General features: G+C 72.4%; 19 protein-coding genes. 16 read left to right on the top strand and 3 right to left on the bottom strand.

All coding sequences use genetic code 11. The features are described from left to right. Nucleotides 1–20: 20 nt before the first annotated feature. From ACZ6WH_RS01755 to ACZ6WH_RS01775, 5 genes are all read left to right on the top strand, one after another. Nucleotides 21–1,274, top strand: coding sequence for a hypothetical protein (locus tag ACZ6WH_RS01755; protein WP_469725206.1), 1,254 nt, complete (start codon nucleotides 21–23; stop codon nucleotides 1,272–1,274). Between the two features lie 8 nt (nucleotides 1,275–1,282). After that, nucleotides 1,283–1,801 (top strand): glycine-rich domain-containing protein, encoded by a 519-nt coding sequence (locus ACZ6WH_RS01760; protein WP_469725207.1) that lies wholly within the window; start codon nucleotides 1,283–1,285, stop codon nucleotides 1,799–1,801. Nucleotides 1,802–1,851: 50 nt separating this feature from the next. Beyond that, entirely contained in the window at nucleotides 1,852–3,237 is a 1,386-nt protein-coding gene (locus ACZ6WH_RS01765) for an MFS transporter (RefSeq protein WP_469725208.1), read from the top strand. A gap of 179 nt (nucleotides 3,238–3,416) precedes the next feature. Then, a complete protein-coding gene (locus tag ACZ6WH_RS01770; RefSeq protein ID WP_432850448.1) occupies nucleotides 3,417–4,016 on the top strand; it encodes a carbonic anhydrase in 600 nt (199 codons plus the stop codon). 353 nt (nucleotides 4,017–4,369) lie between these two features. Further along, nucleotides 4,370–4,768 carry an STAS domain-containing protein gene (locus ACZ6WH_RS01775; RefSeq protein WP_361552127.1) on the top strand — a complete coding sequence of 133 codons (399 nt, stop codon included), beginning with the start codon at nucleotides 4,370–4,372 and terminating at the stop codon, nucleotides 4,766–4,768. A gap of 73 nt (nucleotides 4,769–4,841) precedes the next feature. On the opposite strand, the gene ACZ6WH_RS01780 is transcribed toward ACZ6WH_RS01775, so the two are convergent. Together ACZ6WH_RS01780 and ACZ6WH_RS01785 are read right to left on the bottom strand one after the other, a co-directional pair. Beyond that, nucleotides 4,842–6,122 (bottom strand): cytochrome P450, encoded by a 1,281-nt coding sequence (locus tag ACZ6WH_RS01780; RefSeq protein ID WP_469725210.1) that lies wholly within the window; start codon nucleotides 6,120–6,122, stop codon nucleotides 4,842–4,844. Nucleotides 6,123–6,159: 37 nt separating this feature from the next. Beyond that, nucleotides 6,160–7,515 carry a glutamine synthetase family protein gene (locus ACZ6WH_RS01785; RefSeq protein ID WP_469725211.1) on the bottom strand — a complete coding sequence of 452 codons (1,356 nt, stop codon included), beginning with the start codon at nucleotides 7,513–7,515 and terminating at the stop codon, nucleotides 6,160–6,162. A 229-nt stretch (nucleotides 7,516–7,744) separates the two neighbouring features. Here ACZ6WH_RS01785 and ACZ6WH_RS01790 point away from each other — a divergent pair, with 229 nt between their 5' ends. The 7 genes from ACZ6WH_RS01790 to ACZ6WH_RS01820 all read left to right on the top strand — a co-directional run bounded on the left by ACZ6WH_RS01790 (nucleotide 7,745) and on the right by ACZ6WH_RS01820 (nucleotide 13,961). Beyond that, nucleotides 7,745–7,933 carry a ferredoxin gene (locus ACZ6WH_RS01790; RefSeq protein WP_399712217.1) on the top strand — a complete coding sequence of 63 codons (189 nt, stop codon included), beginning with the start codon at nucleotides 7,745–7,747 and terminating at the stop codon, nucleotides 7,931–7,933. 4 nt (nucleotides 7,934–7,937) lie between these two features. After that, entirely contained in the window at nucleotides 7,938–9,155 is a 1,218-nt protein-coding gene (locus ACZ6WH_RS01795; RefSeq protein ID WP_469725212.1) for an NAD(P)/FAD-dependent oxidoreductase, read from the top strand. Between the two features lie 15 nt (nucleotides 9,156–9,170). Then, nucleotides 9,171–9,977, top strand: a complete 807-nt coding sequence (locus ACZ6WH_RS01800; protein ID WP_469725214.1) for an acetoacetate decarboxylase family protein — start codon at nucleotides 9,171–9,173, stop codon at nucleotides 9,975–9,977. 31 nt (nucleotides 9,978–10,008) lie between these two features. Continuing rightward, on the top strand, nucleotides 10,009–11,472 hold the full coding sequence (locus tag ACZ6WH_RS01805; protein ID WP_469725216.1) for an aldehyde dehydrogenase: 1,464 nt from the start codon (nucleotides 10,009–10,011) through the stop codon (nucleotides 11,470–11,472). Continuing rightward, the gene (locus tag ACZ6WH_RS01810) at nucleotides 11,465–12,382 is read left to right on the top strand and encodes a 3,4-dihydroxyphenylacetate 2,3-dioxygenase (RefSeq protein ID WP_469725218.1); all 918 of its coding nucleotides are present in this window, start codon (nucleotides 11,465–11,467) and stop codon (nucleotides 12,380–12,382) included. The genes ACZ6WH_RS01805 and ACZ6WH_RS01810 overlap by 8 nt, the downstream gene beginning before the upstream one ends. Further along, entirely contained in the window at nucleotides 12,375–13,223 is an 849-nt protein-coding gene (locus ACZ6WH_RS01815; RefSeq protein WP_469725219.1) for a fumarylacetoacetate hydrolase family protein, read from the top strand. Before ACZ6WH_RS01810 ends, ACZ6WH_RS01815 begins: the two co-directional genes overlap by 8 nt. A gap of 111 nt (nucleotides 13,224–13,334) precedes the next feature. Then, a complete protein-coding gene (locus tag ACZ6WH_RS01820; protein ID WP_469725220.1) occupies nucleotides 13,335–13,961 on the top strand; it encodes a TetR/AcrR family transcriptional regulator in 627 nt (208 codons plus the stop codon). A gap of 9 nt (nucleotides 13,962–13,970) precedes the next feature. On the opposite strand, the gene ACZ6WH_RS01825 is transcribed toward ACZ6WH_RS01820, so the two are convergent. After that, the gene (locus ACZ6WH_RS01825; RefSeq protein ID WP_469725221.1) at nucleotides 13,971–14,951 is read right to left on the bottom strand and encodes a helix-turn-helix domain-containing protein; all 981 of its coding nucleotides are present in this window, start codon (nucleotides 14,949–14,951) and stop codon (nucleotides 13,971–13,973) included. A 97-nt stretch (nucleotides 14,952–15,048) separates the two neighbouring features. Between ACZ6WH_RS01825 and ACZ6WH_RS01830 the strand changes: the two genes are divergently transcribed. From ACZ6WH_RS01830 to ACZ6WH_RS01845, 4 genes are all read left to right on the top strand, one after another. After that, complete coding sequence (locus ACZ6WH_RS01830) at nucleotides 15,049–16,557, top strand: alpha/beta hydrolase (RefSeq protein ID WP_469725222.1); 1,509 nt, start codon at nucleotides 15,049–15,051, stop codon at nucleotides 16,555–16,557. Nucleotides 16,558–16,764: 207 nt separating this feature from the next. Then, nucleotides 16,765–19,053, top strand: coding sequence for an FdhF/YdeP family oxidoreductase (locus tag ACZ6WH_RS01835; RefSeq protein WP_469725223.1), 2,289 nt, complete (start codon nucleotides 16,765–16,767; stop codon nucleotides 19,051–19,053). A 36-nt stretch (nucleotides 19,054–19,089) separates the two neighbouring features. Next, a complete protein-coding gene (locus ACZ6WH_RS01840) occupies nucleotides 19,090–20,025 on the top strand; it encodes a LysR family transcriptional regulator (RefSeq protein ID WP_469725225.1) in 936 nt (311 codons plus the stop codon). 125 nt (nucleotides 20,026–20,150) lie between these two features. Further along, nucleotides 20,151–21,314, top strand: a complete 1,164-nt coding sequence (locus tag ACZ6WH_RS01845; protein ID WP_469725227.1) for a S8 family peptidase — start codon at nucleotides 20,151–20,153, stop codon at nucleotides 21,312–21,314. Nucleotides 21,315–21,596 lie beyond the last annotated feature (282 nt).

The following is a 21,596-nucleotide window of genomic DNA, read 5'->3' on the forward strand; positions in this document are numbered from 1 at the left end:
GAGCACTGTTGAGGTTTCCCTTGAAGGTTTCCCCGGACGGTCAGCCGACGGCCGACGTCATCGCGCGCGTCAAGGACATCCCGATCTACCGCGACGCCCTCGCGCGCGGTCATTTCCCCGTACTGGACAAGGCCGAGATCGCGCGCGGCTTCCCGGACAACTGGATGACACCGGCGCTCGCGGCCGCCCTCGACGCCGGCGAGGCGGAGTTCGTGCTCTCCACGGGCACCAACCACGCCCGCATGCAGATCATCCGGCCCCCGTACTTCCTCCTGAAGTCCTACTACCGGCTGTGGAGCGCACACCCGGACATCAAGGAGACCTGGGAAGCGGGCTGCCGCCGTGTCTCGCTGACGACGGTGCTCGCCACGGAGCACGTGGCCCGCGTGAACGCGAAGAAACGCGGTGAGGAACCGCGGCCCGACCCGCGCCCGGAGGACCGCCGCCTGGACGCCCGCACCTTCTACCTCAACACCCGCCTCGACCCCGCGCTCTGGGAGCGCGCCGACGTCGAGCGGATGCTCGCCGAGATGGAGGAGGCCCGGCAGGCGCATCCGCGCGGCTGGTACCACCTGGACTGCTCCGGCTACCACCTGGCGCACCTGCTGCAGAAGATCAGCAGGTGGGGGCTGTGGGACGCCTTCTCGCCCCCGGCGAGCATCGTCCACGCCTACGAATTCACGCCGGTCAACGTACGGCGGTATCTCCAGCAGCACTTCGCGTGCCCGATCATCGACCTCTTCGGCAGTACGGAGCTGGGCTACCTCTTCTACAGTGACCGCCGCGGCCGCTACCACCCCTACCTCGACGACATGGGCGTCGAGCTGGCGCCGGTCACCGAGGGCAGCGGGCTCTTCCACCTCATCGTCACCAGCGTGCGCAACCCGCACATGCCCCTGGTGCGCTACCGCTCCGGCGACTGCGCCCGCACCCTGGACGGCACCCCCGACCCGGCGAAGATCACGCAATTCTGCGGCCGGGAGAAGGAGCTGCTGGAGTCCCCCTCGGGCCCGGTGGCGCAAGGCGACCTGGACGCCCTCGTCGGCTCCGTCTCGCCCCAGGTCTTCGTGCACCAGCTGCGGGTCCTCAGCCCCGCCGAGGCCGTGCTCGCGTACACCACGTTCGACGGCCGGCCGCTCGCCCCGCAGCAGGTGGCCGCGCTGGGCCACGGCGTCCGCGAACTGACCGGCCGCCGGTGCGTGCTCGACCACCGCGACCACATCGCCATCGGAAAGTCGGGGAAGTACGCCTGGCTCGCCAGGGACGGAAAGTGAGAGGGACCATGACCACGAAGACGCCGGTGACCGCGGACGACCTCACGGCGCTGCTCGGCCCTGCCCTGTACACGGAGCTGGTCGACCACTTCGCCGTCGGCGGCGAAGCGCCGCGGGAGTACACCGAGCGGCAGGCCCTGGAGTGCCTGCGCTACCTCTACCTGATCTCCAAGTACCCCGAGGAGCTGAGCGGCCTGTTCCTCCCCGTGGAGCAGGAGATCGACGAGTTCTGGCACTACCTCATCCTGCAGACGCGCGAGTACCGCTACCTCTGCGAGGAGCGGCTGCCGGGGAAGTTCTTCATCGAGCACCGCAGCATTCCGTACGAGGAGTACCAGCGGGAGCCCGGCCGTGAGCAGGCCGCCGAAGAGGCGCTGCGCTGGATACCGCTGTACTGCCGGGAGTTCGGCCCCTTCGACGAGGGCGCGCTGCCGCACTGGACGGTCGTCCGGTTCCTGCACGAGCAGCTGGAGATGCCGCTGTCGGAGATCTCCGCGCTGGAGCCGATGGCGGGGACGGCCACGTGACCGAAGGGACCGGTGCGGTGCCCGCCGCCCACGGCCCACCGTCTCATGCGGTGCCGACCGCCCCGGCCGTGTCCGTCGCCGCCGCTCAGCGGCGCGTCCTGACCGTCCTGGTGGTCTCGCAGGTCCTCAGCGGTGCGGGCCTGGCCGCCGGCATCACCGTCGGCGCGCTGCTCGCCGAGGAGATGCTCGGCTCCACGGGCCTCGCCGGACTTCCGAGCGCCCTGTTCACCGCCGGTGCGGCGCTGGGCGCGGTCGGCATCGGGCGGCTCTCGCAGCGCTGGGGCCGGCGCCCCGGCCTCGCGCTGGGGTACGCCGGTGGCGCCGTCGGCAGTCTCGGCGTCGTCGTGGCCGCCGCGACCGGCAACGCACCGCTGCTCTTCGTCGCGCTCACGGTCTACGGCGCGGGTACGGCGACCAACCTGATGGCGCGGTACGCGGGCGCCGACCTGGCGGCGCCCGAGCGGCGCGGCCGCGCGGTCAGCACGGTACTGCTGGCCACCACGCTCGGTGCGGTGGCCGGCCCGCTGCTGGTGAGCGCGACGGGCGAGGTGGCGCACGCCTGGGGCATCCCCCGCCTCGCGGGCCCGTTCGCGCTGGCCACCGTCGCCTTCACGGCGGCCGCGCTCCTCCTGGCCGCCCTGCTGCGCCCCGACCCGCTCCGGCTGTCCCGCACGCTGGCGGAGGCGGAGGCGGAGGCGGAGGCAGCGGCAGAGGCAGAAGCGAAGGCCGCAGCCCGAGCCGCAGCCGCGGGCCCGGGCCAGGCGCAGGCCGGAACCGCGGAAGGGGCCGACGCGCGCGCCGAAGAGCCCCGTCACGCGGCGGGCGACGGCCGTCCCGACCGGCGGGGCCTGCTCGGCGGTACGGCCGTCATGGTGCTCGGCCAGCTCGCCATGATCGCGATCATGACGATGACACCGGTCCACATGCGGGCGCACGGCCACGGCACGGGCGACGCCGGACTGGTCATCGCCCTCCACGTCGGGGCGATGTTCCTGCCGTCGCCGCTGACCGGGCTGCTCGTCGACCGGATCGGCCGGCTGCCGGTCGCGGCCGCGTCAGGGGCGACGCTGTGCGTCGCCGGCGCGGTCGCCGCGCTGGCCCCGGCCCACTCCGTGCCCGCGCTCGCCACCGCCCTCGTCCTGCTCGGCATCGGCTGGAACTTCGGGCTGATCAGCGGCACCGCCCTGGTCACGGACGCGCTCCCGGCGGCCACCCGGGCCCGCACACAGGGGGTGCTGGACGTGGGCATCGCCGTGGCCGGGGCCACCGGCGGCATGTCCTCCGGGCTGGTCGTGGTGGCGGGCGGCTTCCCGGTACTGGCCCTCGCGGGCGGTGTGCTCGCGCTGGCGATCCTCCCCGTCCTGGCGCTGACCGCAGGGCGCCGCTCCGGCGCCGCGGTCGCGTCCCGGCGCCCACAGGGGGAGCCCGCGGCATGACCATGCTCCGTACCGCTGCCGGTCCGGCCATCCGGGGCCCACGCCCGCCGCCCGCGCGGCGCCGGCCGTGTGCACCCCGCCCATCTGCGCGGACGTCGCACCGACGATCATTGTTCCGCTGTGTAAACCGCACCTGCCACGCCTCTCCGTGGCACCCTCACCAACAGGAGACACCTCCCGTGGAATCCTTCATCCAGCACGCCCGGAACCTGAACGCCCGCATCGCCGAGCGCCCCGAGGAGCGGGAGGTCTTCGGTCGCCTCGCGGAGGGCCAGTCGCCGCAGGCCCTGTTCATCACCTGCTCCGACTCCAGGGTCATCCCCTCCCTGATCACCGGCGCGCGCCCCGGCGAGCTGTTCGAGCTGCGGACCGCCGGCAACGCCGTCCCTGCCTACCACGAGGGGATGGCCTGCTCGGAGGCCGCGACCATCGAGTACGCGATGCGGGTGCTGAAGGTGTCCGACATCGTGGTGTGCGGCCACTCCCACTGCGGCGCGGTGGGTGCGCGGGCCCGCGCCGAGGACCTGAACGACGCGCCCGCGGTGCGTGACTGGCTCGCCCGGGAGTTCTCCGCCGAGCTGCCCCGGGACGACACCCCCACGGTCGCCGGTGCCGTCCAGCGCCACGTGTGCCAGCAGGTCGAGCGGCTGCGCGCCTACCCCTGTGTCCAGGAGCGCCTGGACGCCGGTGAGGTGTCGCTGCACGGCTGGTTCTACGAGGTGCACACCGGCCTGGTGACGGCGCACGACCCGGAGGCCGACGCCTTCCTGCCTGTCTGACGCCTTCCTGCCCGTCCGAGGACGAGGCCACAATCGCCTGCACCCGCGCGGTGCGGGCAACAGCGGAGCCCCGGGTCAGCGTTGCCCCGGGGCTCCGCCCGTTGTGCGCTCAGGGCCGCGCGGGTGACCGCCGTCCGCGACGGCGCCGGAGGATCACCCGGACGGGTGCCGGGCGGATCGCCGCTGACAGTACCGGCAATAGGGACATTTCCGACATGTGTCTCTCCGTGTGGGACACTCGGCTTGTATCACATGCCCGTAGTTCACTGCCTGTAGTTCACGGTCCGGAGCCGAGAGGCGGCTGCCGCTTGGTAAGCCATGGCAAGTCCGTGCGACAGGTGACCGGAGGTGCGATGTCCACGGGTTCAGGACGGCTGGCCGTCACTGTTCTCACCCAGTCCGCCGACTGCGCCGTGCTGCGCGTCAGCGGCGAGCTCGACCATGCCTCCGAAGCGTCGTTCCTCTCCTCGACCGGCGTGGTACTGGCAGACGGCTACCGCTACCTGGTGCTGGACGTGGCCGCGCTCACGTTCTGTGACTCCCGCGGGCTGAACTGCCTGCTCGCACTGCACTGGATCCTGCGCCGGCGGGAGGGCACCCTGCTGCTCGCGTGCGCCGGCCGCCGCCTGTCCGACCTTCTCACCCACACGGGCAGCGACAAGCTGTTCCCGCAGCACCCCACGGTCAGCAAGGCCCTCGCCGCCCTCCCCGAGGAGGCCCGCCCCACCTGGCCGCCCGTGGCCGCGCACTAGCCGTACGCCCGGCCCGCGTCCGACGGTGTACGGACGCGGGCCGGGCCGTTGGGCCGCCGGGGCCGTGCGCGGCTCAGGCGAGCGTGACCTCGACCGGCAGCTTCTTGATGCCGTTGACGAAGTTGGAGCGGACGCGGGGGATTTCGCCCGTGACACGGATGTCGGCGAGGCGCGGGATCAGCTCCTCGAACATGATGCGCATCTCGGTGCGGGCCAGCAGGTTGCCCAGGCACAGGTGCGGGCTGCCCTTGCCGAAGGTGACGTGGTCGTTGTGCTGCCGGGTCACGTCGAAGTCGTAGGGGTTGCCGAAGACCTTCTCGTCACGGTTGCCGGAGGCGTACCACATGACGACCTTGTCGCCTTCCTTGATGTGCTTGCCGCCGAGCTCGACGTCGCGGGTGGCCGTGCGGCGGAAGTGGTAGACGGGGGAGGCCCACCGCAGGAACTCCTCGACCGCGGTGGGGATGAGGGAGGGGTCCTGCCGCAGCCGGTCGAGCTGGTCGGGGTTGTTGATCAGCGCGAGCATGGCGTGCGTGATGGAGTGCCGGGTGGTCTCGTTGCCGGCCACGACCAGCAGCAGGAAGTAGTTGTCGAAGTCCTGCGCGGAGAGCGGGACGCCGTCCCGCGGGGTCTGGTTGACCAGCCGGGAGACCAGGTCGGTGCCGTCGCCGCCGCGCCGCTGCCGGGCCAGCTCGCGGCCGTACGCGAAGACCTCCAGCGAGGCCGGGGAGCGGAACGGCAGATCGCGGTACTGCTCGCTCTCCTCGCTCTCCAGCAGTACGTCGGCGTAGTCGGGGTCGGTGTTGCCGATGATCCGGTTGCCCCAGTCGATGAGCTGCTGGTTGTCCTCCGGCGGCACGTCCAGCAGCCGGGCGAGGACGTTGATGGGGAAGTCGGCGGAGACCTCCCGCACGAAGTCGAAGCTGCCCTTGGCGAGCGCGGCGTCCAGCGTCCTGGCGGTCAGGCCGCGCAGGAAGTCCGCGTACTGGTTGATGACACCGGCGCCGAACTGGCGCTGGAGGAGCCTGCGCATGGCGCGGTGGCGCACGCCGTCCAGCTCCAGGATGGAGGCGCGTTTCTTGATCTGGTCCTCGTCGACCTCTTCGAGGTTGACGAATTTGGTGGAGGTGAAGGTCTCCGCGTCGCGGTCGACGCGGGCGATGTCCTCGTGCCGGGTGACCGACCAGAAGCCGGCGTTGGGCGCCTCCTCCGGCTGCCAGTGGACCGGGTCCTCGTGGCGCAGGGTGTGGAACATCCGCCACGGGGTGACGCCGTCGGTGAAGTTGTCGAGGTCGGCGAGGTTCACCTCGTCCAGCGGCAGCGGCTCGTGGACGGCGGGCAGGCTGGTGGTCATCGATGGCTCCTTGCGGTGGCGGGTCGGGGCGGCCGTGTCACAGGTGGTAGGCGTACTCGGTGAACTCCCAGTCCGTGACGTGCCGCTGGAAGCGCTGGACCTCGTCCCGCTTGTAGGCGAGGAACGCGGCGGTGAAGCCCTTGCCGAGGACCTCGGTGAGCGCGGTGTCGGCCTCCAGGGCGTCGAGCGCCGCGGGCAGCGTCATCGGCAGGGTCGCGGCCCGGGCGGTGTCGTAGCCGTAGCCCTCCAGGGGTGCGGGCGGCTCCTGGCCGGCGCGCACGCCGAGCAGGGCGGCCGCGAGGGTGCCCGCGAGCAGCAGGTACGGATTGGCGCTCGCGTCGGCGAGGCGCAGTTCGAAGCGGGTGCCGGCGCCGCGCTCGGGCGGGACGCGGACCATGGCGCTGCGGTTGTCCAGGCCCCAGTCGATCAGCCAGGGGGCGAGGGTGTCGGGGCCGAACCGCTTGTAGGAGTTGACCGTGGGGTTGAGCAGTGCGGTCAGCGCGGGGGCGTGCGCGAGGACGCCGGCGATGGCGTGCCGGGCGGTGGTGGAGAGCCCGTGCGGTGCGCCCGGGTCGTCGAAGGTGTTGTGCCCGTCGGCGTCCGGACAGGAGACGTGGACGTGGAAGCCGGAGCCGCCCTCGTCGGCGAACGGCTTGGCCATGAACGTGGCCAGCCGGCCTTCGGCGCGGGCGAGTTCCTTGACGGCGGATTTGAAGCGGAAGGCCCGGTCGGCGGCGTCGAGGGCTGCCGAGTGGGTGAGGTTGATCTCGAACTGGCCGCTGCTGAACTCGTGGTTGCCCATGCTGGCGCCGATGCCCAGTCCGCGCAGCTGGCGGAGGGTGCGCAGGAGGTGGCCGTCGGGGTCGCCGCGGCGGCCCGCGGTGTAGACGTTGCCGGGCGCCTCGGCGTAGCGCTTCCAGCCGGTGGGGGACTCGGGGGCCGGGTCGCAGAGGAAGTACTCCAGCTCGGGCCCGACGACGGGGGCCAGACCTTCGCCGGCGCACTGGTCGAGCACGTTGCGCAGCAGGTCACGGGGTGATTCGGGGGCGGGAGAGCCGGTGGCGGGGTCGATCACGTCGCCCAGGCACGTGGCGACGCCCGGCTCCCAGGGCAGCGGGGTGAGCGTGCTCAGGTCGGGGTGTACGGAGATGTCCGGCAGTCCGGCGTCCAGGCCCCCCTCGACCTCGACGACGTCGCCCTGCGGGCTCGTGTGGTAGACGGCCCGGCAGAAGGCGAGGCCGTGTTCGCAAGCGGTGGGGAGGTGTTCGAGCAGGACGTCGCGGGCGCGGTCGGTGCCGATGAGGTCGGGATAGGTCACCCGGACCACGTCGACGCCGTCGGCGGCCAGGCGGTCCATGTGCTGCCGGACCTGGGGGGATTCGTGAGCGCTCACCAGTGTCTCCTCAGAGGGGCGGGAACGGTGGCGGGGGGAGTGGGACCGGGGTCGCGCTGGGGAACCCGTGCCTCATTTGAAGCCAAACGGTAGGGAGCGTCCCGGGGGACCGCAAGAGGCGGGCGGCAAAAATTTATCCATGCGGATAGCTCTTGACCCGGGGTCGGGCGCTCCCTACCTTGTTTGAGGTCAAACGAGTTCGGTATTCGCATCCTCAGGAGGGCCGGCCATGAAGGTCGTCGTCGACATGAACAAGTGCCAGGACCACGGCCAGTGCGTCTTCGCGGCGCCCGAGGTCTTCCGGCTCGACGAGGGCGGACGGCTCGCGTACGTCAGCGACCCGGACGACGCGCTGCGCGAGGACGTCGAGGAAGCCGCCGACGTCTGCCCCCTCCAGGCCATCCGGATCGAGGACTGACCGGATGAGCCCCCGTATCGTGGTCGCCGGCGCCGCCATGGCCGGCCTGCGCGCCGCCGAGCAGCTGCGCGCCGCGGGCTGGACCGGCGCGCTCACCCTGGTCGGCGACGAACCGCACATGCCGTACAACCGGCCGCCGCTCTCCAAGGAAGTCCTCGCCGGCAGGGCGCCGTTCGAGTCACTGGCCTTCCGGCCCCGCGCGAGCGTCGCGGACGCCGAATGGCGCCTCGGTACGGGAGTGACCGCCGCCCGGCTCGCCGAGCGGACCGTGGAGCTGGCCGACGGCGAACGGCTGGACTTCGACGGCCTGGTGATCGCCACCGGCACGCGGCCCCGGCGGCTGCGCTGTCCAGGGCCGGCCGCCGGCCGCCACACCGTCCGTACCCTCACCGACGCCCAGGGCCTGCGCTCGGCGCTGACCCGGCCCGGCGCCCGGGTCGTCGTGGTCGGTGCCGGCTTCATCGGCTGCGAGGTCGCCGCCACCGCGGTCGGCCTCGGCGCCACCGAGGTCACCGTCGTCGACCCCGAACCGCTGCCGATGCTGCGCCCGCTCGGCGAACTGCCGGCCCGCCTGCTGCGCCGGCGGCACGAGGAGCGTGGCGTACGCTTCGCCCTCGGCACCGGCGTCACCGCCTTCGCGGGCGAGGACCACGTCACCGGCGTCGACCTCGACGACGGCCGGACCCTCCCGGCCGACGTCGTCGTCGAGGCGGTCGGCTCGGCCGCCAACACCGAGTGGCTCGACGGCAACGGCCTGGACCTGACCGACGGCGTGCTCACCGACGCACTGCTGCGCGTCGGCGGCCTGCCGTACGTCGTCGCCGTCGGCGACGTCGCCCGCTTCCCCAACGCCCGCTACGACGCCGTCCCGCGCCGCGTCGAACACTGGTCCATCCCCGGCGACACCGCCAAGCGCGCCGCGAAGACACTCGCCGCCCACCTGGCCGGTACCGAGCCCGACCCCACGCCCTTCGCGCCGTTCCCCACCTTCTGGAGCGACCAGCACGACTTCCGGCTCCAGTCCTTCGGCGCCCCCTCCCTCGGACTCGCCGACGTACGCGTCCTGGAAGGCGACCCCGAAGGAGACGTCGTCCTCGGCTACCACGCCGGCGGCAACCCGGTCGGCGTCCTCGCGCTCGGCGGTCCCGCCGCAACGGGCGCCGCCGCCCGCCACCGCGCCGAGCTGCTCGAGCAGCCGGCCCCCAGCACCCAGCACGCCTGAAGGAGACCGACCACCATGGCCAGCGTCCGCGGCTACTTCCACCCCAAGACGGCGACCGGTTCCGCCTCGCTCATCCCCTCGCCCCCATGGCACTACTCCGGCGACCTCCTCACCGTCGAGTACCGCACCGATCCGGCCCGCGTCCGCGAACTGCTGCCCGAACCGCTCGGACTCGCCGACGAGGACCCCGGCGCCGTCGCCCTCATCTGGGCCGACTGGCAGTCCTGCGCCGCCTCCGGCGAGGAGTTGCTCGACCCCGTGCGCGCCCAGTACAAGGAGGCCTTCGCGGTCGTCCGCTGCTCCTACAAGGGCCGTACGTACTCGCGTTGTGTGTACATCTGGGTCGACAAGGACTTCGCCATCGCCCGCGGCCTTCACCAGGGCTACCCGAAGAAGCTCGGCTCGATCCACCAGACCCGCCCCCACCCCTACGGGCCCGCGCCGCGCATCGAGGCGGGCGCCCGCTTCGGCGCCACGCTCGCGGCGGCCGACCGACGGCTCGCCCAGGCCGTCGTGACACTGCGCGGGCCGTCGGAGACGGGCGGCTTCGTCAACGGCCACCCGATGGCACACCACCGCTGGCTGCCGTCGATCGAACCGGGCAAGGGCCTCGCCCTCGACGAGCTGATCGAGTCCGGCGCCGCGTCCTTCGAGGCCGGCCCGGCCTGGCGCGGCGAGGCCGAACTGGAACTGTTCGAGGCCCCCACCGAGGAGCTGGCCCGGCTGGAGATCCGCGAGCCGATCGCCGCGTACTACCGCCAGGTCGGTGTCGTCTGGAACGGCGGCACCCTCCTGGAGTCCGGCACATCGACGGCCGAGTGACGACCCGAACCTGACACCTGGGAGACCGGACATGCCCGCACACCTCACCACCGTCGCCGGGGTCACCGTCGACACCCGGCACTGGATCGGCGGCCGGCGCGTCGCCTCCGACGAGACCTTCGCCGACGTCTCGCCCATCGACGGCGCACACCTCGGCGACCTCGCCCGCGGCACGGCCACCGAGGCCGAGGCCGCCGTCGCCGCGGCGCAGGAGGCGTTCCCCGGCTGGGCCGCCACCCCGCGCGCCGAACGCGCCCGCATCCTGCACGCCGTCGCCGACGGCGTCGAGAAGCGCATCGAGGACCTGGCGATCGTCGAGACCACCGACAACGGAGCGCTGCTGCGCTCGCACCGCCGCGGCGTGATGCCCCGCGTCGCGCACAACTTCCGCTTCTTCGCCGACCGGCTGCTGAAGCTGGAACACGAGGACTTCGAGACAAAGGGCCACACCAACCACGTCTCCTGGGACCCGGCGGGCCCCTGCGTACTGATCACGCCGTGGAACGCACCGCTCATGCTCGCGAGCTGGAAGATCGCACCGGCCCTCGCCGCGGGCAACACCGTGATTCTCAAGCCCGCCGAGTGGACCCCGCTCACCGCCTCCCTCCTCGCCGACATCGCCCACGAGGCCGGGCTGCCGGCCGGCGTCCTCAACGTCGTCCAGGGCTACGGCCCGGAAGCGGGCAGCGCCCTCGTCTCGCACCCCGGCGTACGGCGCATCAGCTTCACCGGCTCGGTGCCGACCGCGAAGACCATCGCCGCGGCGGCCGCCGCACACCTCACCCCTGCCAGCTTCGAACTGGGCGGCAAGTCCCCGCTGCTGGTCTTCGCCGACGCCGACCTGGACCTGGCCGTCGACCTCGCCGTCGAGCAGTACGACAACGCGGGGCAGGTCTGCCTGGCCGCCACCCGCCTCCTGGTGGAGTCCTCGGTCGCCGAGGAGTTCACCCGCCGCTTCACCGAGAAGGCCGGGCAGCTCCGCCAGGGAGACCCGCGTGAGCAGGCCACCGACCTCGGCCCCAACATCCACCCCCGCCAGCTGGAGAAGATCGACGGCTTCGTACGGCGGGCGGTCGCCGCCGGGGCGCGCACGGTCGTCGGCGGACACCGCAAGGACGGCCAGTACTACGAGCCGACCCTCCTCACCGACGTCGCGCAGGACAGCGAGATCGTCCAGGAGGAGGTCTTCGGCCCGGTCCTGACCCTGCAGACCTTCGAGACGGAGGAGGAAGCGGTCCGGCTCGCCAACGACACCCGCTTCGGCCTCGCCGCCACCCTCGCCACCGGCGACCCCGAGCGCGCCGAACGGGTCACCGGACAGCTGGTCGCCGGCACCGTCTGGGTCAACTGCTTCTTCGTCCGCGACCTCCAGGCGCCCTTCGGCGGCTCCCGGGAGTCCGGCATCGGCCGCGAGGGCGGCACCTGGAGCTTCGACTTCTACTGCGACCTGAAGAACACCGTCACCGCGCCGAAGGGATGGAAGGACCATGGGTGAGATCGTCGGAGCCGGACTCCTCGCCCACGTCCCCACCATCGTGCTGCCCGAGGAGACCCGGCGGGAGCTGAACGAGGGCAAGGAGATCACCCTCGTCACCGGCCTCCGGCAGCTCCGCGAGGACGTCTTCGAGACCGCCGACTACGACACCGTCGTGGTCCTGGACTCCCACTGGGCCACCACCGTCGAATTCGTCGTCACCGCCCACCACCGCCGGGCCGGCCTCTTCACCTCCGAGGAGCTCCCGCGCGGCATGTGCCGGATGCCGTACGACTTCCCCGGCGACCCCGAACTGGCCCACAACATCGCACAGTTCGCCGACAAGCACGGCACCTGGATCACCCCCGTCGACGACTCCTACCTCCCGATCTACTACGCCACCACCAACCTGTGGAAGTACCTCGGCGAGGGCCTGCCGGAGAAGAAGTGGGTGAGCATCGGCGTCTGCCAGACCGGCGACATGGAGGACCACCTCCGGCTGGGCCGCGCCCTGGCCGACGGCATCGCCGCCACCGAGGGCCGCAAGGTCCTGCTCATCGCCTCCGGCGCCCTCTCCCACACCTTCTGGCCGCTCCGCCAGCTCCGCGACCACGAGGCCAGCGACCCGTCCCACCTCTTCACCCCCGAGGCACGCGCCGCCGACGAAGAGCGCATCGCCTGGTTCAAGGACGGCCACCACGACGAAGTGCTGCGCACCATGCCGGAGTTCTGGCGCTTCAAGCCCGAGGCCAAGTTCTTCCACTACCTGATGATGGCCGGCGCCCTGGGCGAGGCGGCCTGCACCGCCCGCGGCCGGCAGTACGGGGAGTACGAGAACTCCGTCGGCACCGGCCAGGTCCACCTGTGGTTCGACCGCCCCGAAGGCGGCTGGACCGCGCCCCGCCCCACCAAGGAGACCACCCATGCCTGAGTACCGCCGCATCCTCCTCGACGGCGCCGCCGTCCAGACCGTCCGCGAGGGCGAGGAACTGGTCGCCGGTGACGGCCGCCGCGTCAAGATCGAGGAGGCCCAGCACCTGCCGCCGGCCGTCCCCTCCAAGGTCGTCGCGGTCCACCTCAACCACCGCAGCCGGGTCGAGGAGTTCCAGATCCAGCTGCCCGCGACCCCCACGTACTTCCACAAGCCCACCTCGGCGCTCAACTCCCACCGGGGCGCCGTCGTCCGGCCCGAGGGCTGCAAGTGGCTCAACTACGAGGGCGAGGTCGCCATCGTGATCGGGCGGACCGCGCGCAACATCGCCCCGGCCGACGCCGGGGAGTACATCGCGGGCTACACCGTCGCCAACGACTACGGCCTGCACGACTTCCGCGACACCGACGCCGGCTCGATGCTCCGCGTCAAGGGCTCCGACACCCTCTGCCCGCTCGGTCCCGGCCTGGTCACCGACTGGGACTTCCGCGGCAAGTACCTCCGCACCTACGTCAACGGCGAACCGGTCCAGGACGGCTCGACCGACGAGATGGCGTGGGACATGCACTACCTCGTCGCCGACATCGCCCGCACCATCACCCTGTACCCCGGTGACGTCCTGCTCTCCGGTACGCCCGCCAACTCCCGGCCCGTGCGGCCCGGCGACGTCGTGGAGGTCGAGGCCGAGGGCCTGGGCCGGCTGACCAACCACATCGTCACCGGCCCGGCCGCGATCCGCACCGACGTCGGCGCCCAGCCCACCGAATCCGAGGAGGTCCTCTCCACGGCCCTCGGCGGCGACTGGGAGTTCCGCGGCATCCGCCCGCCGAAGCGGGGCTGACACCCTGCCCGGTACCCGCCCGGAGGGCCCCGCTTCCGCTCGCGCGCGAGCCCTCCGGGCGGCTCCCTCGGGCCGTACGGCCCCCCGTGACCTGCGGATAGGGTGGCCGGCATGACGGAAGCAGCCAAGGGGACCGGCCGTCGCCGCAGCCGCCGTGGGTACGGCGAGGGCCGCGACGCCCTCCTCAACGCCGCCGTCCGCGTCGTCGCCCGCGGCGGACTGCGCAAACTCACCTACCGCGCGGTCGCCGAGGAGGCCGGCGTCACGCACGGCCTGGTCGTCCACCACTTCGGCTCCCGCGACGCCCTGATCGAGGAGGCGCTGGGGTACGTCGTACGGCAGAGCCTGCGCAGCAGCCTGCTGGAGCCCGGCACCGGCGAACCGGACGACTTCGCTTCGGGGGTCTCCGGGATGGTCGAATCGGGCCCCGACCTCCAGGCGTTCCAGTACGAGCTGCTGCTCGAAGCGCGGCGCCGCCCGGAGCTGCTGCCCCAGGTACGGAACCTGTACGACGGCTACTTCGACGCCTCCGAACGCGAACTGGCCCGGATGCTGCCGTACCAGCCGGGCTCCGCGCTCGCCCGGCTGGTCTTCGCCGCCCTGGACGGGCTCGTCCTGCACCAGCTGACCCTGGGCGACCGGGCGGACACCGAAGCCGCCCTGGCCGAGCTGCGGACCCTGCTGAGCAGGGCGGCCGCAGCGCAGGACCCGGCGTCCCGCACCACGGACGCCGGGTGACGCTCCCGCTCAGGCGGCCGGAACGGCGCTCCCGGAGTCCAGAGCGGCGCGCAGCCAGTCGTGGATGACGCCCGGCGTCGGCGGCGCCGCCGGGCCGGTCACCTCCGCCGTGAGCCGCCAGTAGTGGTCGATACGCGGGTCGGCGGCGAGCTGACCGCTGAGCACCCGGCGGAAGGCCGGCGAGTCCCGCGTGCCACGAGAACGGGCGTAGGCGTCGACGAAGCAGTCCAGCGCCTCGCCCCCGTACGGCGCCCGTCGCCCCTGGATGTCGGCGGCGGCCAGCCCGTACGCCTCGATGAGCCCCTCATAGAGGACGGCCGGGCGGTAGCCCTCGTCGGGCCGGTGCGCCGCGGGCTGGCAGTGCGCGATGCCCGTCCCGGGGCAGGGGCCGGAGACGAAGGCGTACAGCCGGGCGAAGGCCAGCACCTGGTCCGGCGCCGGGTCCGTCGGCGGCTGCGGCACCGAGTGGTCGAGGATCGCGGAGGTCAGCCGGGCAGGGAGCCGCGGCGGCAGCCAGCGCCGCCAGAAGCGGGCCAGCGCTGCCGTGTCCGGCGGCGCGGACACGGCGCCGATCAGCCGCAGCCGGTCGGCCCGTTCCGCCGGGGCGCAGTCCCGCAGCAGATGCAGGGCGGCCTCGCGCCAGCGCAGGGCGGCCAGCCGCGAGCCGACCTCCCGCAGCTGCCCCGCGATGACGTCCTCCAGCGCGTCCTCCCGGTCCAGGACCCGGCCGACGTCCGGTACCGGCAGGTCAAGAGTGCGCAGGGAGCGGATCAGCCGGAGCCGGTCGAGCGCCTCGGGCCCGTACCGGCGATGCCCCCCGGCGCTGCGCGCCGCCTCGGGCAGCAGGCCGCGGTCGGAGTAGAAGCGGACGGCCTTGACGGTGACGCCCGCATGTTCGGCCAGCTCGCCGATGCTCCACCTGCCGTCGGCCGCTTCGGGCGACGGCGCCGGGCCGGGGGCCTCGGAGAACTCGAACGACTCAACAGTCACGCTTGAACCTCCCTCAGGGGGAGTTCCTACGGTACCCGCGAGCGCGGACGGCCTACGGGGGCGGTCTCGCGGACGCACGGTATGCGAGGAGACCAACATGACGGCATTCATCCTGGTGCCGGGCGCCCACACCGGCGACTGGGTATGGCGGGAAGTGGCGGACAGGCTGCGGGAGTCGGGCGCCGAAGTCCACTCGGCGACGCTGACCGGCATGGGCGACCGCCGCCACGAGGCGGGACCGGACACCGACCTGGAGACGCACATCCAGGACGTGGTGGCGCTGATCGACCGGGCCGGGGCGAGCGAGGTGGTGCTCGTCGGCCACTGCTACGGCATCCACCCCGTACTGGGCGCCGCCGGACACCGCCCGGAACGCATCGCAAGGATCGTCCACCTGGACGCGGGCATGCCCCGGGACGGCGACCCGGCGCTCAAGCTGGTGCCCGACCAGAACGTCCGCGACCGGCTGGCGCAGGCGACCGGGCCGGCCGGCGACGACCGGCTCGTGCCGCCGCCCGCGCCCGGCGCATGGCACCGCTGGGGCAGCACCGAGGGCGTGCCCGAGGCCGCGCTCGCCCGCCTCGCCGACCGCGCGGCACCGCAGCCGCCGGGCACCCTCACCCAGCCGCTCCGGCTGACCGAGGCCGCCGCCGCACTGCCGGCGACCGGCATCCTCTGCACCGCCAACGGGTCGAGCATCGCCATGGTCGAGCAGGTGCTGCGGCTCGGCGAGCCCACGCTGATGGCGCTCGTCGACGCCGAGGTCACCTTCTTCGAGCTGGCCACCGGCCACTGGCCGATGCTCTCCGCACCCGGCGAACTGGCCGAGGCGCTGCTCGGCGCCGCAGCGGGCGAGGGCCACCGGCTGTCCGCGCCGGACGACACCCGCCCCGGCCACCTCCGCCCCTTCCTCCTGGACGTACCGGAACGGCCCCGCGAGCGGACGGGGCGCGTCGACCTGTACCCGCCGGACGCCGACGGGCCGCACCCCGCCGTGGTCTTCGTCCACGGCGGCCCGGTACCGGCCGGGCTGCGGCCGACACCGCGGGACTGGCCGTCGTTCACCGGCTACGGCCGGTACGTGGCGGAGCAGGGAGCGGTCGGCGTGACGGTGGACCACCGGCTGCACGACCTCACGGACTACGCGCGCGCCGCCGAGGACATCGCCGACGCCGTCGCCCTCGTACGCGCCGATCCGCGCGTCGACGAAGACCGCGTCGCACTGTGGTTCTTCTCCGGCGGCGGCCCGCTGTCGGCTGACTGGCTCGCGGCGCCCCCGCCGTGGCTGCGCTGCGTGGCCGCCACCTACCCGGTCCTGATGCCGCCGCCGAGCTGGGGAATCACCGGGCCACGGTTCCGCCCGGCGGACGCGATCCGGTCGGCGGGACGGCTGCCCTTCGTACTGACACGGGTCGGGCAGGAGGTCCCCGAGATCGCCGCCACCGTCGAGGAGTTCCTGGCCGCCGCCGAGGCGTGCGCGGCCGACGTCGAGATCGTGGACATACCCGACGGCCACCACGGGTTCGAGACGATCGACCACACCGAGCAGGCACGGAACGCCGTCCGCCACGCGGTCCGCTCCGTACTGAACCATCTGCGGAGCTGAACACCCCGAGCCCCGGCCGCCACCCCGGGCCGCCCACGACCGCGCGATAAGTACGGCCTATTGATCGATAACCAAGCCGTCTTTGACGCCTCCGCAGGACTGACGGAAGCTGATCCCACCGGACCGCCGCGCCCGTACCGGCGCGGCGCGAACCGGCGTCGAAGCGGTGGCGCGGGCGTGCCCGGGCAGGGAAAGCGAGGTCAGGCAATGCGTGCCGACGAGGACCCGACGGACGAGGGACTGGCGGTCACCCCGCCCAAGACATGGGCGACCGGCGCACCGGCCGTGGCACACGCGCTGAAGTACGCCCTCGGCCAGACCTCCCCCCGCCGCACCGCGCTCACCCTGCTCAACATCAACCAGGCCAAGGGGTTCGACTGCCCCGGCTGCGCCTGGCCCGAGCCCGGGGCCAAGGAGCGCCACAAGAACGAGTACTGCGAGAACGGCGCCAAGCACATCGCCGACGAGGCCACCAGCCGCCGCGTCACCGCCGACTTCTTCCGGCAGCACCCGATCTCCGAACTGGCCGAAAAGTCCGACTACTGGCTCAACCAGCAGGGCCGCCTCACCGAGCCCATGGTCAAGCGCCCCGGCGCCGACCACTACGAACCGATCGGCTGGGACGAGGCCTTCGACCTCCTCGCCACGGAACTGCGCGCCCTGGACTCACCCGACGAAGCGCTCTTCTACACCTCGGGCCGGCTCAACAACGAGGCCGCCTTCCTCCTCCAGCTCTTCGTCCGCGCCTTCGGCACCAACAACCTGCCCGACTGCTCCAACATGTGCCACGAGTCCAGCGGCAGCGCACTGAACGAGACACTCGGCATCGGCAAGGGCAGCGTCAGCCTCCAGGACCTCTACGAGGCCGACCTGGTCTTCGTCGTCGGCCAGAACCCCGGCACCAACCACCCCCGGATGCTCTCCGCGCTGGAGGAGACCAAGCGCAACGGCGGACACGTCATCGCCGTGAACCCGCTGCCCGAAGCCGGCCTGCTGCGCTTCAAGCACCCCCAGAAGGCCCGCGGCGTCATCGGCCGCGGCACCGAGATCGCCGACCGCTTCCTGCAGATCCGGCCCGGCGGCGACCTCGCCCTCTTCCAAGGACTCAACCGGCTGCTCCTGGAGGCCGAGGACGCCGCACCCGGCACCGTCCTCGACCACGACTTCATCGCACGCCACACCACCGGCTTCGCCGACTTCGCCGAACACGCCCGCAAGGTCGCCTGGGACGACATCCTCGACGCGACCGGCCTGAGCCGCGAGGAGATCGACGGGGTCCACGAGACGGTCCTGGCCAGCAAGAAGATCATCGTCTGCTGGGCGATGGGACTCACCCAGCACAAGCACGGCGTACCCACCATCCGCGAAGTGGTCGACTTCCTGCTGCTCCGCGGCAACATCGGCCGCCCCGGCGCCGGCGTCTGCCCCGTACGCGGCCACAGTAACGTCCAGGGCGACCGCACCATGGGCATCTGGGAACGGATGCCGCAGCGGTTCCTCGACGCCCTGGAGCGCGAATTCGGCTTCACCCCGCCGACCGAGCACGGCCTGGACTCGGTGGACGCGATCCGCGCCATGCGCGACGGCCGCGCCAAGTTCTTCCTCGGCGTCGCCGGCAACTTCGTCCGGGCCACCCCCGACAGCGACGTCACCGAACGGGCGATGCGCAGCTGCTCCCTCACCGCGCACATCTCGACCAAGCTGAACCGCTCCCACGCCGTCTGCGGAGAAACGGCCCTCATCCTGCCCACACTCGGCCGCAGCGACCGCGACATCCAGGACGGCGTCGAGCAGTTCATCACGGTCGAGGACTCCATGAGCGAGGTGCACGCCTCCCGCGGCCGGCTCGCACCCGCCTCGGAGCACCTGCTCAGCGAGGTCGCCATCATCGGCAGGCTGGCCCGCCGGACCCTCGGCGACAGCCCGGACATCCCCTGGGAGGAGTTCGAGCGGGACTACAGCACCATCCGCGACCGGATCTCCCGCGTCATCCCCGGCTTCCACGACTTCAACGCCCGCGTGGCCGAACCCGGCGGCTTCCGGCTGCCCAACCCGGTCAACGAAGGCGTCTTCCCCACCCCCAGCGGCAAGGCCGTCTTCACCCGCAACGACTTCGAGGCGCCGCAGGTACCCGAAGGCCACCTCCTGCTCCAGACACTCCGCTCCCACGACCAGTGGAACACCATCCCGTACGCCATGAACGACCGCTACCGGGGCATCCACAACGCCCGCCGCGTCGTCCTCGTCAACCCCGCCGACCTGACGGCACTGGGCCTGGCCGACCGCGACGAGGTGGATCTGGTCAGCGTCTGGCGGGACGGCGCCGAACGGCGCGCGCCCGCGTTCCGGGTCATCCCGTACCCGACCACACCCGGATCCGCCGCCGCGTACTACCCGGAGACCAACGTCCTGGTGCCACTGGACAGCGTCGCCGACATCAGCAACACACCGACGTCGAAGAGCGTGGTGGTACGCCTGGAACCGACCGGGGCCTGATTGGCGAATCGGGTCCGGCCGGTGTAGACCGGTGCGGTGCTCTTCCGCCAGCTCGAATACCTGGTCGCCCTCTCGCGCGAACGCCACTTCGCCCGTGCCGCGCAGTCCTGCTACGTCTCCCAGCCCGCGCTGTCGGAGGCGATCCGCAAACTGGAGGAGGAACTCGACGTCCCCCTGATCCGGCGGGGCCGCAAGTACGAGGGCCTCACCCCCGAGGGCGAGCGCGTCGTGCTGTGGGCACAGCGCATCCTCGCCGACCGCGACGCACTCACCTACGAGGTGCAGGCGCTGCGCACCGGGCTGAGCGGGGAACTGCGCATCGGCTGCGTCCCCACCGCCTCGGCCGCCGTCGCGCTCCTCGTCGAGCCGTTCTGCTCGGCCCACCCGCTGGTCGACGTGCGCATCGCCTCCGACCTGCGCTCCCGGGACATCCTCGGCCGGCTGGAGAACTTCGAGCTCGACGCCGGCGTGACGTACCTGACCGAGGACATCTCGGACCAGTTCCGCACCGTGCCGCTCTACCGCGAGCGTTACGTACTGCTGACCGGCGCGGCGCACCCGGCGGCGGCCTCGGCCACCGTGTCCTGGGCGGCCGCCGCCACCCTGCCGCTCTGCCTGCTCAGCACCGGCATGCAGGGGCGCCGGGTGCTCGACGAGGTGTTCGCCGACGCCGGGGTCCGTGCCGCGCCCCAGGTGGAGACCGACTCCATCGCCTCCGTGTACGCGCACGTCCGGACCGGCCGGTGGGCCGGCATCGTGCCGCGCGCCTGGCTCCGCGTCTTCGACATGCCGCCCGGCTTGCGGGCCGTACCGCTGGTCGAACCGGTCCGCACCGCGCCCATCGGCCTGGTCCTCACCGCCCGCGAGCCCGGTTCGGTCATGGCCCGCGCGCTGACCGACGTCGCCCGGCGCACCGACATGGCGGCGACGCTGGAACATCTGCCGGGAGAGCGGCCGCTGCCGGAGGAATAGGCGGTACTACCCAGCGAACTACGGATTGTTCGGAGCGAGCGGCGGGCGGAGGGTGAGTCCCGCCCCGCCCGGCCCACCGGCCGGGCGTGACGGCACCCCCCTCGTAGGAAAGGTCTGCCGCTCCCATGAAGCGCTCCCACCTCGCCGCGCTGCTGCTGGCACTGCCCGCGGCCGTCGTCCCCGCCGCCGGCACCGCGGTCGCCTCGGGCCAGGACACCTCCCCCCGGCTCGTGACCGTGGAACAGGCTCCGGACAGCAAGGTCATCAAGGGCACCTACATCGTCACCCTCAAGCCCGGCGTGGCGCCCGGCGCCCTGGCGGGCAGAGAGGACATCAGAGCGAACCACCTCTACAAGAAGGTCCTCAACGGCTTCGCCGCGAAGCTCTCCGCCGACCAGCTTGCCGACCTCCGCAGCGACCCCTCCGTGCAGGCGATAGAGGAGGACCAGAAGGTCACCGCCGCCGCGACGCAGACCAACGCCACCTGGGGCCTGGACCGCATCGATCAGCGCAACCGCCCGCTGAACGGCACCTACACCTACAACCGCAACGGCTCCGGCGTCACCGCGTACATCATCGACACCGGCATCGACACCACCCACCCCGACTTCGGCGGCCGGGCCCGCAACGTCTACGACGCGTTCGGCGGCAACGGGCAGGACTGCAACGGGCACGGCACGCACGTGGCCGGCACGGTGGGCAGCACCACGTACGGGGTCGCCAAGGGCGTACAGCTGCGCGGTGTCAGGGTGCTGGACTGCAACGGGTCCGGCTCCTACTCGGGCATCATCGCCGGGTTCGACTGGGTCCGTAACAACGCCACCAAGCCCGCCGTCGCCAACGCCTCGCTCGGCGGCGGCTACTCCTCCGCGGTGAACGACGCGGCCGCGGCGCTGAACAACTCCGGCGTCTTCCTCTCCGTCGCCGCCGGCAACGACAACGCGGACGCCTGCAACACCTCGCCCGCCAGCGCCCCGGGCGTCATCAGCATCGCGGCCTCGGACAGCGCCGACCGCAAGGCGTCGTTCAGCAACTACGGGAGCTGCACGGACCTGTTCGCGCCCGGCGTCTCCGTCACTTCCACCCGCCTCGGCGGCGGCACCACCCAGATGAGCGGCACCTCGATGGCCTCCCCGCACGTGGCGGGCGTCGCGGCCCTGTACAAGTCGAGCAAGGGCGACACCGCTTCCTCGGCCCTGAACACCTGGCTGATCAACAACGCCACGCCCAACGTGATCAGCAACCCGAGCGGCACCCCGAACCGCCTGCTCTTCAAGTCCGACCTCTGAGCCCTGTGCCCACCGGCTGAAGAGCCGTACCGGGGCGCCACTTGCCCGAATTCCCCGGGCAGGCGGCGCCCCGCCGGCCTTTTCGGAAGCCCGCTCGGCCGCGGCTCGGCGGCGCGCATCGATTGTCAGTGGCGGGCGGTAGCTTCGGGAGATGTGCGGTGGAGGTGGGGGAGGGGCCTTTGCCGCGGAGGTCCTTGGGGGGATTCCTCCCCGGGAGACGATCTCCTCGGCGGGGAGAGGGAGGGGCCCTGCCAGGAAACGCGGAGGGACTGCCGCTGCCGC

The sequence above is a fragment of the Streptomyces sp. NPDC050806 genome, assembly GCF_055586425.1.

What these genes read in the sequence shown, in the direction of transcription:
- ACZ6WH_RS01780 (WP_469725210.1), bottom strand. Translation starts at nt 6,122, where the DNA reads ATGACCACCAGCCTGCCCGCCGTCCACGAGCCGCTGCCGCTGGACGAG.
- ACZ6WH_RS01830 (WP_469725222.1), top strand. Translation starts at nt 15,049, where the DNA reads ATGACGGCATTCATCCTGGTGCCGGGCGCCCACACCGGCGACTGGGTA.
- ACZ6WH_RS01800 (WP_469725214.1), top strand. Translation starts at nt 9,171, where the DNA reads ATGGCCAGCGTCCGCGGCTACTTCCACCCCAAGACGGCGACCGGTTCC.
- ACZ6WH_RS01810 (WP_469725218.1), top strand. Translation starts at nt 11,465, where the DNA reads ATGGGTGAGATCGTCGGAGCCGGACTCCTCGCCCACGTCCCCACCATC.
- ACZ6WH_RS01805 (WP_469725216.1), top strand. Translation starts at nt 10,009, where the DNA reads ATGCCCGCACACCTCACCACCGTCGCCGGGGTCACCGTCGACACCCGG.
- ACZ6WH_RS01815 (WP_469725219.1), top strand. Translation starts at nt 12,375, where the DNA reads ATGCCTGAGTACCGCCGCATCCTCCTCGACGGCGCCGCCGTCCAGACC.
- ACZ6WH_RS01760 (WP_469725207.1), top strand. Translation starts at nt 1,283, where the DNA reads ATGACCACGAAGACGCCGGTGACCGCGGACGACCTCACGGCGCTGCTC.
- ACZ6WH_RS01835 (WP_469725223.1), top strand. Translation starts at nt 16,765, where the DNA reads ATGCGTGCCGACGAGGACCCGACGGACGAGGGACTGGCGGTCACCCCG.
- ACZ6WH_RS01845 (WP_469725227.1), top strand. Translation starts at nt 20,151, where the DNA reads ATGAAGCGCTCCCACCTCGCCGCGCTGCTGCTGGCACTGCCCGCGGCC.
- ACZ6WH_RS01790 (WP_399712217.1), top strand. Translation starts at nt 7,745, where the DNA reads ATGAAGGTCGTCGTCGACATGAACAAGTGCCAGGACCACGGCCAGTGC.
- ACZ6WH_RS01795 (WP_469725212.1), top strand. Translation starts at nt 7,938, where the DNA reads ATGAGCCCCCGTATCGTGGTCGCCGGCGCCGCCATGGCCGGCCTGCGC.
- ACZ6WH_RS01775 (WP_361552127.1), top strand. Translation starts at nt 4,370, where the DNA reads ATGTCCACGGGTTCAGGACGGCTGGCCGTCACTGTTCTCACCCAGTCC.
- ACZ6WH_RS01820 (WP_469725220.1), top strand. Translation starts at nt 13,335, where the DNA reads ATGACGGAAGCAGCCAAGGGGACCGGCCGTCGCCGCAGCCGCCGTGGG.